This window comes from Spelaeicoccus albus, assembly GCF_013409065.1.
GTDB classification, from domain to species: Bacteria; Actinomycetota; Actinomycetes; order Actinomycetales; family Brevibacteriaceae; genus Spelaeicoccus; species Spelaeicoccus albus.
Genome location: NZ_JACBZP010000001.1, coordinates 2,564,847 through 2,579,079, shown reverse-complemented (window position 1 = coordinate 2,579,079; position 14,233 = coordinate 2,564,847). Strand labels below are relative to the sequence as shown.

Here is a 14,233-nt window from a genome sequence, read left to right as displayed (position 1 = left end):
AGGTCCGACGCCGTGATCGGGCGCTCGACCTGCAAGCCGGTCGGACGTGAAAGATATCTGTTAATTTGCGACTCACCGAGTGCCACTGGTGGGCAAATCGGCTCCCATTGCATAACGTGAATGGCGTGAGCAATACGTCGTTGCGCCTCGCCGCGCTTTCCACTGCCGCAGTGCCCGGTTTCGCTCCGACAACCGTGCGGATGCAGTCGGCCACCGCCGACAGCGTGTCCGCCGTGCTTGCCGACGATGCGCACCGAGAGCTCCTCATCCACGTCGCGCTCACGCCGATGGAGGCCTTGCGCGGCGATGCCGAGCGCAGCGTCCTCGATGTCTTCACGCCCGCCATGCGCAATGCGTTGCCGTTCGCCCTGCCCAAGGTTGTCGGCAGGACCGGCACCGGGGACGTCGGGTCGTTGCGGCTTGACTCGCACGGGGCGGCCGACCCGTTCGCCGGCAAGGGCAAGGCGTACGTGTACGAGCCGATGGCGGGCACGCCGATCCAGTTGAGCGAGTTGACGAGCGGCCCCGATTCGCTTGCCGCGTCCCTGGGTCGCGCAATCGCGGCAATTCACGAACTCGATCCGGCCACGGCCCGCGAGACCGGTCTGCCGGACTACGATGCGGAGGACTACCGTCACCGCCGTCTTGCCGAACTCGATCAGGCGGCCGAGACCGGCAAGGTCCCCCCGCGGCTGTTGCAGCGGTGGGAAGAGAAGCTCGAGAATGTGGGGCTGTGGCGGTTTCAGCCGTGCATCAATCACGGTGAATTGTCCGAGGACCGCGTGCTGGCCCGCGGCACCGCGATCCAGTCGATCACCGGGTGGGCTCAGACTCGTATCGCCGACCCGGCCGACGACCTGTCCTGGCTGATCGCCGCGGCCGAGCCGGACGCGGTCGACACGATTTTCGAGGCGTACGCCGGGGCAAGGGCCGAGCCGCCGTCGCCGCAATTGCGCGAGCGCGCCGAGCTGCTCAGCGAACTGGCGCTGGCCGGGTGGCTGCTTTATGGCGTCAGTCTCGACGATGACGCCATCATCCACGATGGCGAGGCCATGCTCGTCGATCTTGACGAGCACTTGTTCGCGAGTGCCGGCTCGGACGATGCTCACGAGGATTCGACCGATGCCGATTCGCGCGGCGCCGGCGACACCGACGACGAGCCCGACGACCCGGACGACGAACCCGACGCTCAGTCGGCCCGGTAATACCGGCCGAGCGCGGCAACGAGCTCGGCTTCGTCCGGTAGCTCTCCGTCCGGACCGGGGTAGTTCACTTCGCTGTTCGATCCGAGAAAGAAGAACGTTGCCCTGATCTGTTCGGGCGGCACGTTCATCCGTTCGGCGTAAGCGAGCCGGTAAACGGCAAGTTGCAGGCGCGTATGCACCAGCCGGTCGGCGTCGGGACGGCGTCCGGTCTTCCAATCGACGATCTCGTACCCGTCGGCGTCGTGATACACGGCATCGATCTTGCCGGGGACCGTCACGGGGCCGAGGCGCATCTCGAAACCGCTTTCCACTGCGACCGGCTCCCTGTCGGCGAACCGTGAGGCCGTGAACGTCTGCTTCAACGCGGCAAGATCGGCTTCGTGGCCGTCGGCCGCGTCTGCGGCGCGGCCGCCGGTACTTCCGGCGACGTCGTGCGGCTCGAGAAGAGCTGCTTGGCCGAATCCCGATTCCAGCCAGGCATGGAACGCAGTCCCGAGCCGCGCTGCCCGGGACGGCCCGCGCGGCATCGGGCGGGCCAGCCGCATGGCCGCCGCTTCCGGGTCGGCATCGATGCCGACCAGCCGGGTCGGGCTCAGCCGCGACGGCAGGGCGATACCCGACGAACGCCCGGCTTCTCGTTCGGCAAGCAGCATGTCGATCTCGCCCCGGATCGCACCGTCGACGTGTTCCCGGCTCTCCGGGCCGGCTTCCCGGGCGCGCACCATTTCGGCTGCCGCGCTGCGGTGTACGGCAGCCGCGTCGGTACCGGCGGCTGCCGGCCATTGCGGCGCTATCGTGTCGGACGGCGCGGGCTTCTCGTCGCCCTTGGCAGGCGCTTCGGGCCAGTCGTCAGCGCCGATCAGCCCGGCATCGACGAGCTCCGTGACAAATCGGGAGACGCTCCGCGGGGTTTTGCCGTCGCCCCAGTAGGAGGCACCGAGCCACAGAGCCCGGCGGGCTCGGGTCATGGCGACGTAGCTGAGCCGGCGTTCTTCGCTCAAGTAATTTTCATTGACCGCCTTGCGGAACGTGTTCCGCTCTTCGTTCAGTTCGGCTTGATGGGCCGATTCGCGCCAGTGCCAGACCGGCAGGTTCGACCTGTCTCCGCGAAGCTCGTACGGAAGGCTGGGCAGGTCCAGCCATCCGGCGGTGCTGCGGGCCTTTGCCGGAAACACGTCCTCGACGAGTTGCGGGATCGCCACTGCGTCCCATTCGAGCCCCTTGGCCGCATGCACCGTCATCAGTTGGACAGCGCCCGGCACCGGTTCCACGCCGCGAACCGCCAGACCGCGTTCTTCCGATTCGGCAGCATCGATCCAGGACAAAAAGGCGCCGAGAGTCGGGGCCGGGCCGGACATCACGAATTTCGCAGCGACGTCGGCAAAAGCATCGAGGTGCGTGCGTGCCATTCCGGGCGAATAACCGGGCCGGGCAGCGACTTCCACGTCGAGCAGCAGTTCGCGTTCGGTGTCGCGCACCAAATCCGGAAGCGCGCCGGAGGTTTTGCGTCGAAGCCTCCGTAGCATTGCGGCAAGCCGCATCATCCTGTCGAGGCCGTCGGCGGTGATCTCGTGCCGGTCATCACGGGCGGACAAGCTGTCGAGACCGTCGGCCACGCTGTACCTGTCGACCGCGTCGGACTCCATCGTGTCGTCACGGAGGACGCCGTGCACCCGGCGCGAGTACCGCGCAAGCGCAGCGATGTCCGCTGCGCCGAGTCTCCAGCGGTTACCCGTCAACAGCCGCATGAGCGCGTCTCCGCGCCCGGGATCGTCGACGACGCGGAGGGTCTCGACGATGTCGGAAACCTCCGGCGTCGATAACAGGCCGCCCAGTCCAATGACTTGCACCGGGATGTCGGCAAGTCGCAGCGCCCCCTCGATGGCCGGAAACAGTGAACGCCTCCGGCACAACACGGCAATGCTGCGCGGCGCGCCGTCGCCATTTCCGGGCAGCGTGCGCTGCGCGGAAACCCATTCGACGAGAGCGCCGACTTCGGTGTCGTAGTCGGGCGAGACCGACGCGACGACATCGCCCTCCCCCGCCGTCGGAGCAGGCGCCAGCGGCGGGGCGTCGGGATCGCGAATCGGACGAGCCAGCAAATTGGCGGTGCGCAAGATATTCGTGTCGTTGCGCCAGCTTGTCGACAGGTACTTCACGGCCGCCGGTCTGCCGCCGGATGAGAAGTCGAGCGGGAAGTCTTCAAGATTTCCGGCGCTGGCGCCGCGCCATCCGTAGATCGATTGGAGCGGGTCGCCGACGGCCGTGACGCTGTGGCCGTCGCCAAACAGCCGAGTCAGGAGTTTCAGCTGCGAATATGACGTGTCCTGGTATTCGTCAAGCATCACGACCGACCAGCGTGCGCGTTCTCCTTCGCGGACGGCCGGCATGGTGCGGGCCAATTGTTCGGCCAGACGCACCTGGTCGCCGAAATCGAGATATCCGCGGTCCGTCTTCAGCCGATTGAACCGTTCCACGAGCGGGACGAGGGCCTTTTTGATGGCGAGTTTCGATAAGTCCTTCTTGACCTCGGCGTACGGTCTTCCGGGATTGCCGCCGCGGACTTCGGTGTCGGCCGCCGTCTTTGCGTCCCGCGGAAGCGATTCGACCCGGGTCAGCACGGAGTCGACGAGGTCGGCGATCGCCGACGGCTGCTGTAGGTGTTCGCTCACGCCGCCGGCCAGCGACAGTACCGCCTTGGTGATCGTGGACGCCGGAGTGTCGAAGTCGCCGAGTTCGTCGGCACCGGCAGACCGGACGACCTCGTGGGCGATTTGCCACCGGCCGGCGTCCGTCAGCATCTGCGCATCCGGCTCGACCGCCAGGCGCAGCCCGTGATCTTTGACGAGCCCGGCCGCGTAACCGTTGTAGGTGGCAACCGTCGGAACGTCGAGGCCAAGGCCGGTCTCGTCGTTGTCGATGAGCCCGCGGCGGCGTAGGGTGCCCAAGCGCAATCGGATGCGTTCGGCGAGTTCGCCGGCCGCCTTCCTGGTGAACGTCAGCCCGAGGATTTCTTCCGGACGCACGTACGCGTTCGCCACCAGCCAGACGACCCGCGCCGCCATGGTCTCGGTCTTGCCCGATCCGGCGCCGGCCACGACCAGCAACGGGTCCAGCGGCGCTTCGATGATGGCGGCTTGTTCGGGGGTCGGCGTGTGCTGGCCGAGTGCCGCGGCGATGGCCGTTGCCGAATAGCGGGGCCGACTGTTCATGGCAGTTCTCCGGAGGACATCAGCGGGCAGGACGAGCGGACCGGGCACATCGGGCAGTGCTCGTTCACGGTGGGCGTGTACGCGGCGGAATCCATGCCCTCGGCGGTCGCCCGGACCAGCGCGGTGGCCCAGTCGGGATCGTCGTCGTCGGCAAGTGCCGCTTGCCGCTGCTCGGAAGCGGCCTTGTTGGTGGCCAATTGCAGGAGCTTCGCCCCGGCCGGGACGGCGGGCCCGCCGGCGAGTTCGTCGAAGGCCCCGGCTTCGACGGCAGCCTGATAACTTCCCAGTTGGGCGTTGCGCGGCAGCTCGTCGCCGGCAGGCTTCGTGCCGCCGGTCTTCAAATCGACTATCACAAGGCCGCCGTCGGCACCGCGTTCGACCCTGTCGACGCGTCCGCGCATGAGCGCCCGGCCGGAACGGGTTTCAAACGAGATCTCGGTGCCAAGCAGAATGTCGGCGTGCGCCACCAGGTACGAGTTCAACTTGGTGACTATCGATTCGGCGCGGCGGCGCTGCTGTGCGGCCTCCCACGCGGACTCGACGGGCAGTCCTCCCAGACGCTCGCCCAGCGCGTGCAACATCGGCTCGAGGCCGCCGGTCGGGAATTCGTGGGCGAGTTCGTGCACGAGGTTGCCGACGCTCTGTCCCACGCTGTCGGCTGCCGTGCCGCCGTGTGTTTCCAAGAACCACCGCAGAGCGCACTCATTGAACTTCTCCACCTGAGACGGATTGACCGGCACCGTTTCTTCGCCCGCGTAGAGTGTCTCGGTGCTTGACGGCGTTAATTGGCCGTACCAGTCGTGCACTGATGCGCCGGGCACGTTCTCGCCGGCCAGCTCGGCAAGCAGCGCCGCGCATTCTTCGGCGCTCAGCCCGTCGAGCGGATCGGGCGGCGTTACGGTACCGCCCGATGTCGCGGTACCGGCGTCGGCGCCCCCGGGCATCTCCGCTATGACGGCGATCAGCTTCGAGCGAAGCGCGGCGGCCAGACCGCGTAGGCTGAGCGGCCGGGGCACTTCCGTCAAGGGGCGCGGGGAGTCATCGGCGTCCGGGGGATCGACGAGTTCGAGGAACGGCGACGGCGTCTGATCGTCGTCCCGGACCGCCGTGACGACCAGCCGGCGCCTCGCCCGCGAAATCGCCACCGTGAAGGTCCGCAACTCGTCATCCAAAATCTCACGCCGGGCGGCACGCGGATCGGCACGCGGCCGCGCTTTCAGCACGTCGGCCAAGTCGCCGGCGCCCAGCAGTGACCCGCGAAGCGTGAGATTCGGCCACCCGCCTTCCTGGACGGCCGGGACGACCACCAGATCCCATTCGCGACCGGACGCGCCGGACGCCGTGAGCAAAGTGACCGCGTCATCACGCCTGCCGCGACCGGCAAGGGTGTCCTCGGCCACCTGCTGACCCTCGATATGCGCGCCAAAACCTTCCGCCCCGAGGCCCACGAACACTTCGCTGTACTTCTCGGCGGCCGCGAAGAGCCGCATCAGCGCGTCCAGATCGGCCCCGGTCTGCAACGATTCGGCATCGTCACCCAGCGCGGACCGCGCCCACGAGTCCGCCACGCCGGCGGCCTGCCATGCGGCCCACAAGATTTCGTGTGCGGTGCCGTCGGCGTTCTCCCGGGCAGCACTCAGCACGGCGGCGACCCGGCGCACGGGCGCCGTCAGAGCGTGCGGAAGCATGTCCAGTCCGGCCGGATGACCAAGCGCTTCGGCCAGGAGCTCATCGCTGCCCCGCGTTCCCCCGCCGGCGCGCTCCTGCTCCCGCAAGGCGATCCGCAAGCGGCGCATGACTACCGAGTCGGCACCGCCGATTCTGCTGGTGAGCAAGTCGAGAGTCTCGTCGACGGTCGGCGTCGGATCGGGGCGCAAGGCCATCCGAATGGCCATCAGCAGCGGCCGGACGGCCGGTTCGTCGGCGAGCGGAAGATCGGGCGCGGCCAGGTCGGTGGGCACGCCGGCCGCCGCAAGTTCCCGGCGCAGTCCCGGCAAAATCGATGCCGACCTGACGACGACTGCCATGTCCTTCCATGCGACCGGCCGGCGTGACAGGTGGGCGCTGCGCAGCGTGTGGACGATATACGCGTGCTCTCCGGCCGTGGACGGCAGGACCGCAACGGTGACTGGTTCGCCGTCATCGGATGCGGCAGGGCGCCGGTGCCGGAATCCGGCCGCCGTGCCGATCCGTTCGGTCACCCGCCCCGTCGCTTCCCGGAGACTCCGGGTCTGCCGGTGACTCGACGGCAATGTGACGCGCCGGAATTCCCGGGCGCCGGCCCACCGGGTATCGGCGTCGGCCGGAAGCGTCGGCTCGGCGCCGCGGAAGGCCTGAGACGTGGCATCCGGGTCGCCGGTTGCCAGCAGCGCGGCCCCGCGCGAGACCAGCACGTCGATCAGCCGGGCTCCGGCTTCGGTGAAGTCCTGCAAGTCGTCGACAACCAGCAGGTCCGGCAGCCGCCAATCCGCGAAATCGACGTCGCCGGACATGTCGTCCAACACGTCGACCGCTGCCGCGATCACCGCCGCCGGGTCGAGGGCATTCTCGGACTGCATCGTGGTCACCTGCAGGTATTCGTCAAGCAGCGTCGAACATGCCAGCCATTCGGGGCGGTCGGCCGCACGCGCCAATTCCGCGAGTCGACGAGAATCGATCCCCCATTCCAAGGCGCGCATCAGCACTTCGCGCAGTTCGTGCCGGAATCCGGCCGTCGCGCGGACGTCGGGGCCCATCGAGTCCGGCCACTCGGGCATCTTGCCTTCGCCGGCCGCGTGGCCGGCCAGTAGGTCGGCGATGATGCGGTCTTGCTCGGGTCCGGAAATGAAACTCGGCAACGGGCGGCCGGCTGCCGCGTCCTTGGCGCCGACCAGGCTGAATGCCAGGCTGTGCGGCGTCCGGGCCAACGGACCACGGCTCGGCACGTCGATCCGGTCGCTGAGCAACTGGCGTAGCCGGGCTGCCGACTGCCGGGTCGGCGCCAGCGTGACTATTCGATCAATGGGCGTGCCGGCGCGTACGGCCGCCTCCACGCAGTCGACGACGGCAGTCGTCTTACCGGTGCCCGGCGCCCCCGTGACGATGACCGATGCGCCGGCACGGACGGCGTCGGACGCCGCCTGCTGCCCGGCGTCCGGCGCATGCCTCGCCGCAGCGTGCGGCTCGGCGGGCGCGGTGAAGAACGGTCTCATGGTTTGATTTGATCATCCGGCACCGACGACGACGGCTGGGGGCACCGGGCAGGGGTCCAGCGGGCAGCGCTCATCCGCACGCGGTAGGTGCCGGGCATCAACGGCATGCGCTCGGCCAGGTAGTGGCTGCGCGCCCGCCCGGCCAGCCGTTCGGGGAGCGACCCGTCGGCGCGGACGACGCGCCACCACGGCCCGCCGACGCCGCGCGACATGACTGCCGCAACTTGGCGCGGGCCGCCCGAGCCGATGAGTTCGGCGATGTCACCGTACGTCAGCACGCGCCCCGGCGGGATCTCTTCGACGACGTCGTACACCTGCTCGGCGTAGTCGTCGAAAGTCGCGGGGTCGGCCATGCCTTCGATCCTATCGGCAGCGTTCAGTCGGTGATGGCGAATCCGCCGGCGCCGGTCGTCGGCACCGTGTGCACGTCGACGTGGTCCACGCGGGCGTGCGGCGGGCCCGATTGAAACTTGTCGATCATTACGGCCACGGCGCCGGATTCGCCTTCAACTTCCGCCTCCACCAGGCCGGACGCCGTGTTGCGGACGTATCCGGTCAGTCCCAGCGCCGCCGCCTCGCGTCTGGTCCAGTACCGGAAGCCGACGCCTTGCACCCGGCCGCGCACGAGGACGCGGCTGCGCATTGTCGCCGATCGTCCCACGCCGTCCCCGTCAGTACTTCGGCTGATCCGGAGCGACCTGGTCGATCCACGCCAGCACGCCGCCGTCCATTTGAATGGCCCGGGCGAACCCCGCATCGTGCATGAGCCGGACGGCGCGCAGTGACCGTCCGCCGGACTTGCAGTGCACGATGATGTCCTTGTCGGACGGAAGCTCGGCCAGCGCCCGGCCGGTTTCGAATTCGGCAAGCGGGAGCACCCGTGCCCCCGGGACCGCCACGATGTCGTGCTCGGCCGGGCCGCGCACGTCGATCAACTCGAAGTCGTCGCGACCCGCTTCACGGTCGGCCAACCGAGCCGCCAACTCCGGCGCGCTCACGCTCGGCGGCGTGAAGTCGTCGTGCACCGGTTCGGGTTCCGGGTCCGGGCGCGCCGGCGGCGGCGTGTCGCCGGTCGCAACCGGGATTTCCTGCCAGGTCATGTCAAGCGCGTCGAACACGAGTAGCCGGCCGATGAGGGTTCGTCCGATCCCGGTCACCAGCTTGACGGCTTCACCGGCCATGACGGATCCGATCGACGAACACAGGACGCCGAGCACGCCCGCCTCCTCGCACGACGGGGCCAGACCGGCCGGTGGCGACTCCGGATAGAGATCGCGGTACGTCGGACCACGGACGTCTCCGGCACCGGCGTCGCCGCCGTAAAAGACGCTCACCTGACCGTCGAAACGGAGGATCGACCCCCACACGTGCGGTTTCCCGGCGTCCGCGGCGGCGTCCGAAATCAAATAGCGGGTGCCGAAATTGTCGGTGCCGTCGAGCACGACGTCGTATCGGGAAAAGATCTCTTCGGCGTTGCCCGAGGTCAAGCGCAGCCGATGCTTGTCCACGCGCACCAGCGGGTTGAGCGCGGCGATCGATTCGGCGGCCGAGTCGATCTTGGGCCTGCCGACGTCGGCCATCGAATGAATGACCTGCCGGCTGAGGTTCGACAGGTCGACGGTGTCATCGTCGACGATGCCGATCGTGCCGACGCCCGCGGCCGCCAGGTACAGCAGCGCCGGAGCGCCCAGTCCGCCGGCGCCGATCACCAGCACCTTGGCGTTCTTCAATCGACGCTGCCCGAGCATCCCGATGTCCGGCAGTATCAACTGGCGGGAATACCGGCCGATTTCGTCGGCGGTCAGCTCCGCCGCCGGTTCCACGGCGGCCGGTCGCGCGGAATTCTTGCTCATACGGTCCAGGCTACCGCCGGCGCGTAGTATTTGGGCGTGTCACAAAACCAGCCAGCACGGCCCCGAAGTGCCCGACTGCCGCGCGACGTCCGGCGAGCCCAACTGCTTGCTGCAGCGCAAGACGTTTTTGCCCGGCGCGGCTTTCATGCAGCGTCCATGGAGGAGATCGCCGACGTCGCGGGCGTTTCCAAACCAGTGCTCTACCAGCACTTTCCCGGTAAGCGCGAGCTTTATCTGGCGATCGTCGATGCAAATGCGCTCGCGCTGGAGACAGCCATAGAAGACGCATTGGCGGCCACGAACGACAACAAGCTGCGCGTACTTGGCGCGATTGACGCCTATTTCTCGTTTGTGGCGCAAGGCGACCACGCCTTCCGCTTGATCTTCGGCTCGGATTTGCGCGACGACGACGTCGCCGACCGCGTCGAACAACTGCAAAGCGCGTGCGCCGCCGCAATTTCCGACATCATCGCCGACGACACCGGCCTGGACAAACCCGAAGCGCTGCTGTTGGGCCGCGGTCTGGCCGGCATGGCCGAATCGGCGGCGCGGTACTGGCTGGCCGACCCGGATCCGGTACCGCGCGCCGAAGCCGTCGAGCTCACGGCCCGGCTGGCGTGGCGCGGAATCAGCAGGTTCCCCATGACCGGGCAAGCCGAAACCGCGCAGACCGGCGGCAAGCAGGCCGGATAGGCCGCCGGCAAGCAGCTGCCGGGCTGCCGGACTGCCTGGCTGTCTCATCGGGGAGCCGTTCGCTCGACGCTGAACCGCGCGCCGGAAAGGCCGGACTGTGAATAATACTGTCGAGTGCGCGGTTAGAGTAAGCAGAACCAGACATAAAGGAGCCTTCAGTGGAAATCAAGATTGGCGTGCAACACACGAACCGCGAACTCGTCTTCGAGCCGGAGGCCGGCAAGGACGACGTCAAGAAAGACGTGGCTGCGGCGATCGCTGACGGCTCGGTGCTCGAATTGACCGACAAAAAGGGTCGCACGCTTGTCGTCCCGGGCGCGCAGATCGGCTACGTCGAAATCGGCACCGAGGAACAGCACCGCGTCGGCTTCGGCCCCATTTAATTCGTTGGGCTGATGCTCGGGGCCGATTCGTCGGCTATTCCGTTCGGGCCGGCGACGCTGGGCCTGAGTGCGTGACGGGGCCGGTCGGCCCGGTCACGCACTCAGGCCCAGCGCCATCATGCGGCGGGAATGTTCTTCGGTCATCATGGCGAAGATTCTGCTGATTCGGGCGCCCGGCTCGTCCGGGGCAGCGCCGGACGACGCGCCCGATTCTTCGCCGGCGCCGGCCTGCTGATTGTCGTCACCGAGCAATTCCATCATTCCGGGGCCGCCGCGTTCGGCTGCGTGACCCGCCTGCGAGAGCGCTTCGCCAACCAGACGGCGCCCCCATAGAGCCAGGCGTCCGCCGAGCCGATTGTCGTCGGCAATTGCCAGCCGCAGTCGGTCGACGATGAAGGCGCTGTGCCCGGTCTGTCCCAGTACCCGCTCGATCAGTTCGCGCGTTGACGGGTCCAAGTGTGCGGCGAACGCGCGATAAAAATCATTGACCATCCCGTCGGACACGTACGCCTTCATCAACGACTCGTACCAATCGCGCGGCCTGGTCCGGTCGTGGAAGGTCTGCAGTGGGGCCTCGTACACGCTCATCGCGGCGTTGACGTCGACGCCGCGTTCGGTCAGGCGACCGGCCACCAGCTCATAGTGCCGCCATTCGGTGACGGCGTGCCCGGCCAGCTCCACCCGATCGGAGATCGTCGGCGCGAATCGGGAGTCCGTGGCGGTACGTTCGAATGCGTTCAACTCGCCGCACGCCAAGAACGCCAAGAGCTGATCGACGGCTTGCCGGCGTGTCCCGGTCCCTGCACCGGCAGCGCTCTCAGTCATGTTTTCCACCCTACCCGGGAGCCGACGTCCGCCGCGCCCGGCGAGTGTCCGTTTCACGCATGGGGGCGCCGGCCGGTATACTGGAGAAATCAAGATGCCCGGTCGTGAACGAGAACGATTTTTTTCAAGTGACGCATTGCGCGATCGGCTTCGTAGGCAACTGATAGTGCGGATGTCTCGGTTTTCGTTCTGCGGCCCGTTCCGCGAGAGACCAACCGGATCATCACCGGCGCGTGTACCACGCTGTTCTCCCCCGAGTCCGCATCTCAGCCGTAAGCAAGGATCGCTCAGCTTTGACTTTGGAAACCACTGAAGAATTGACGCCCGAGCAGGCGCCCAAAAACACGACATTCGCCGACCTCGGGGTCATCACGCCCATCGTGGACGCGCTGGCAAAGAACGGCATCACCGATGCCTTCCCGATTCAAGCGCTCACTCTCCCGGTCGCACTGACCGGCGCCGATATCATCGGCCAAGCCAAAACCGGAACCGGTAAGACACTCGGCTTCGGCATCCCGGCGCTGCAACGCGTCGTCACGCCCGAGGAGAGCGGCTATGACCGCTTGAGGCTCCCGGGCGCTCCGCAAGCACTCATTGTGGCCCCGACTCGCGAACTCGCGTTCCAAGTGGCCGAGGACCTGAAGAAGGCCGGCGCCGGACGCGGCGTCCGCATCGTGACGATTTACGGCGGTCGCGCGTTCGAACCGCAATTGGACGCGCTCGCGGCCGGCGTTGAAATAGTCGTCGGCACTCCCGGACGACTGCTCGACCTGTACGGGCAGCGCAAGCTCAACTTGTCGCAGATTCGCACGGTCGTGCTGGACGAAGCCGACGAAATGCTCGACCTCGGCTTCCTCCCGGACGTCGAACGCCTCATTGCCGCAGTGCCCGAGATCCGCCAGACCATGTTGTTCTCGGCCACCATGCCGGGCGCCGTCATCAGCCTGGCCCGCCGTTATATGACGCGGCCCACGCATATCCGCGCGGCTGATCCGGACGACGACGGCGCGACCGTGAAGAACACGAAGCAGCACGTCTACCGCGCGCACGCCATGGACAAGTCCGAGGTCGTCGCCCGCGTGCTGCAAGCCGAAGGCCGCGGACGCACAATCATCTTCACCCGCACGAAGCGCACTGCCGCGAAACTCGCCGATGAGCTCACCGACCGCGGCTTCGCGGCCGGAGCCCTGCACGGTGATCTCGGTCAGGGCGCTCGCGAACAGGCGATGCGCGCGTTCCGGCACGACAAGGTCGACGTGCTGGTCGCAACCGACGTTGCTGCCCGCGGCATTGACGTGGACGACGTCACACACGTCATCAACTACCAGTGCCCGGAAGACGAGAAGACGTACTTGCACCGCATCGGCCGCACCGGCCGCGCCGGCAACGCCGGGATCGCCATCACGTTCGTCGACTGGGACGACGTCCCGCGTTGGACGCTGATCGATCGCGGACTGGACCTCGGATTCGGTGAACCGGTCGAGACGTATTCGACGTCGCCGCACCTTTACTCCGATCTCGGCATCCCGCAGGGCACCAAGGGCCGATTGCCGAAGGACAAGCGCACCCATGCGGGGCTCGGCGCCGAGAAGCTCGAGGACGTCGGCGAGACGGGGGCCAAGCATTCCGACCGCCAGCCCTCCGGACGCGACTCCGATCGCGGTGCACCGCGTGGCCGCCGGCGCGGGGGCAAACCGCGCCGGGACGGCGGTCGCGGCAATAGCCAGAACGGCGACGGCGGCCGGCCCGGCAGCGGAAAACCCGGCAGCGAAAAGCCCGGCGCCGGGAACCAGCGCGATGCCAATCAGCGCGGTGAAAACCGTCCTCGGCGCCGTCGCCGGCGCACAAACCACAGCACCGCGAACAAGTCCGAATAATTTGGTCGTTACCCGCTGCTCGGGGCCCGCTACTTAGGGCCTGACGACGCCGGTCCCGCTGCCTTCCGCTTCAATTGCGGCCAGCGCGGCCGGCGTCGTTGTGTTTTCTCCCAGCACATTGGCCTTGCCGGTGCCGTGATAATCACTCGACCCCGTCACTATCAAGTCGTGCGCGGCAGCTATTTCGCGCAACCTGACCCGCTCGGGCTCGGGATTGTCGCGATGGTCGATTTCCAGGCCGCGGAGGCCGGCGCCGATCATTTCTTCCAATACGTCCTCACTCACGACACGGCCGCGTGAGCGGGCTCGCGGATGGGCCATCACCGGCACTCCCCCGGCTGCGCGCACCAGACGCACGGCCGTGACGGCTTCCACCGCGTAGTGCGTCGCATAATAGCGCCCCCGGGGGTGCAGGATGTCCGCGAAGGCTTCGGTTCGGTCCGTCACGACACCGACTTCGATCAGCGCATCCGCAATGTGCGGCCGACCCACGGCTGCGCCCGGGCTCAGCCGGGCTCGCACGTCGTCCCACGTGATCGGGAAGTCGACGGCGAGCTTATCGACGATGGCATGCGCACGATGACGCCTCGAATCGCGTGCCTTGTTCACTTCGGCCACCAGGCCCGGATCGGCCGGGTCGTGCAGATAGCTGAGCAGATGCACGCTGATGCCGCCGGACGTGCACGACACCTCCATCCCCGGCACGAACGTCAGGCCGAGCCGGACGGCGCGCTCGGCGGCCTCCGTCCACCCCGCCGTCGTGTCGTGGTCGGTCAGCGCGACGACGTCGATGCCGGCCTCGGCAGCGGATTCCATCACCCCGGCGGGCGGCTGGGTGCCGTCGGAAAAGACGGAGTGCGTGTGCAGGTCGATCATCATGGTGCCCAGCCTATGACGCATGCACCCTCTGCTCCGGGATAGCCGGGCTTTGCATTCCATTCACCGGTATGAAAATCTCTGGTTCATGACGGCCATTTTCATCGACGGAACCCTT

Annotated in this window: 11 protein-coding genes; 4 read left to right on the top strand and 7 right to left on the bottom strand. The window is 67.5% G+C overall.

The window, feature by feature from the left end; genetic code table 11:
- The first annotated feature begins 125 nt into the window (after nucleotides 1–125).
- Nucleotides 126–1,205 carry a phosphotransferase gene (locus tag BJY26_RS11990; protein WP_179428491.1) on the top strand — a complete coding sequence of 360 codons (1,080 nt, stop codon included), beginning with the start codon at nucleotides 126–128 and terminating at the stop codon, nucleotides 1,203–1,205.
- Here the strand turns inward: BJY26_RS11990 and BJY26_RS11985 are convergent.
- Genes BJY26_RS11985 through moeB form a run of 5 tightly spaced genes read right to left on the bottom strand, consistent with a single transcriptional unit; the run spans nucleotide 1,190 to nucleotide 9,461 of the window.
- Nucleotides 1,190–4,417: an ATP-dependent helicase gene (locus BJY26_RS11985; protein WP_179428490.1), complete on the bottom strand. Its 3,228-nt coding sequence runs from the start codon at nucleotides 4,415–4,417 to the stop codon at nucleotides 1,190–1,192. The two genes, BJY26_RS11990 and BJY26_RS11985, sit on opposite strands and share 16 nt — an antisense overlap.
- Nucleotides 4,414–7,608 carry an ATP-dependent DNA helicase gene (locus BJY26_RS11980; protein ID WP_179428489.1) on the bottom strand — a complete coding sequence of 1,065 codons (3,195 nt, stop codon included), beginning with the start codon at nucleotides 7,606–7,608 and terminating at the stop codon, nucleotides 4,414–4,416. The genes BJY26_RS11985 and BJY26_RS11980 overlap by 4 nt, the downstream gene beginning before the upstream one ends.
- Complete coding sequence (locus BJY26_RS11975; RefSeq protein ID WP_179428488.1) at nucleotides 7,605–7,961, bottom strand: MGMT family protein; 357 nt, start codon at nucleotides 7,959–7,961, stop codon at nucleotides 7,605–7,607. The genes BJY26_RS11980 and BJY26_RS11975 overlap by 4 nt, the downstream gene beginning before the upstream one ends.
- Nucleotides 7,962–7,984: 23 nt before the next feature.
- Entirely contained in the window at nucleotides 7,985–8,269 is a 285-nt protein-coding gene (locus BJY26_RS11970) for an acylphosphatase (protein WP_237248962.1), read from the bottom strand.
- A gap of 10 nt (nucleotides 8,270–8,279) precedes the next feature.
- A complete protein-coding gene (gene moeB / locus BJY26_RS11965) occupies nucleotides 8,280–9,461 on the bottom strand; it encodes a molybdopterin-synthase adenylyltransferase MoeB (protein WP_179428487.1) in 1,182 nt (393 codons plus the stop codon).
- Nucleotides 9,462–9,497: 36 nt separating this feature from the next.
- Between moeB and BJY26_RS11960 the strand changes: the two genes are divergently transcribed.
- Nucleotides 9,498–10,154 (top strand): TetR/AcrR family transcriptional regulator, encoded by a 657-nt coding sequence (locus tag BJY26_RS11960; RefSeq protein ID WP_308191245.1) that lies wholly within the window; start codon nucleotides 9,498–9,500, stop codon nucleotides 10,152–10,154.
- 158 nt (nucleotides 10,155–10,312) lie between these two features.
- Nucleotides 10,313–10,537 carry a DUF3107 domain-containing protein gene (locus BJY26_RS11955; RefSeq protein WP_179428485.1) on the top strand — a complete coding sequence of 75 codons (225 nt, stop codon included), beginning with the start codon at nucleotides 10,313–10,315 and terminating at the stop codon, nucleotides 10,535–10,537.
- A 93-nt stretch (nucleotides 10,538–10,630) separates the two neighbouring features.
- Here BJY26_RS11955 and BJY26_RS11950 read toward each other — a convergent pair whose 3' ends face one another.
- On the bottom strand, nucleotides 10,631–11,362 hold the full coding sequence (locus BJY26_RS11950) for a ferritin-like fold-containing protein (RefSeq protein WP_179428484.1): 732 nt from the start codon (nucleotides 11,360–11,362) through the stop codon (nucleotides 10,631–10,633).
- A gap of 293 nt (nucleotides 11,363–11,655) precedes the next feature.
- Here BJY26_RS11950 and BJY26_RS11945 point away from each other — a divergent pair, with 293 nt between their 5' ends.
- Nucleotides 11,656–13,239: a DEAD/DEAH box helicase gene (locus BJY26_RS11945; RefSeq protein WP_218852377.1), complete on the top strand. Its 1,584-nt coding sequence runs from the start codon at nucleotides 11,656–11,658 to the stop codon at nucleotides 13,237–13,239.
- Between the two features lie 33 nt (nucleotides 13,240–13,272).
- Here the strand turns inward: BJY26_RS11945 and BJY26_RS11940 are convergent, their stop codons facing one another.
- Complete coding sequence (locus tag BJY26_RS11940; protein ID WP_179429940.1) at nucleotides 13,273–14,118, bottom strand: PHP domain-containing protein; 846 nt, start codon at nucleotides 14,116–14,118, stop codon at nucleotides 13,273–13,275.
- Nucleotides 14,119–14,233: the final 115 nt, after the last annotated feature.

What these genes read in the sequence shown, in the direction of transcription:
- BJY26_RS11985 (WP_179428490.1), bottom strand. Translation starts at nt 4,417, where the DNA reads ATGAACAGTCGGCCCCGCTATTCGGCAACGGCCATCGCCGCGGCACTC.
- BJY26_RS11980 (WP_179428489.1), bottom strand. Translation starts at nt 7,608, where the DNA reads ATGAGACCGTTCTTCACCGCGCCCGCCGAGCCGCACGCTGCGGCGAGG.
- BJY26_RS11975 (WP_179428488.1), bottom strand. Translation starts at nt 7,961, where the DNA reads ATGGCCGACCCCGCGACTTTCGACGACTACGCCGAGCAGGTGTACGAC.
- moeB (WP_179428487.1), bottom strand. Translation starts at nt 9,461, where the DNA reads ATGAGCAAGAATTCCGCGCGACCGGCCGCCGTGGAACCGGCGGCGGAG.
- BJY26_RS11950 (WP_179428484.1), bottom strand. Translation starts at nt 11,362, where the DNA reads ATGACTGAGAGCGCTGCCGGTGCAGGGACCGGGACACGCCGGCAAGCC.
- BJY26_RS11940 (WP_179429940.1), bottom strand. Translation starts at nt 14,118, where the DNA reads ATGATGATCGACCTGCACACGCACTCCGTCTTTTCCGACGGCACCCAG.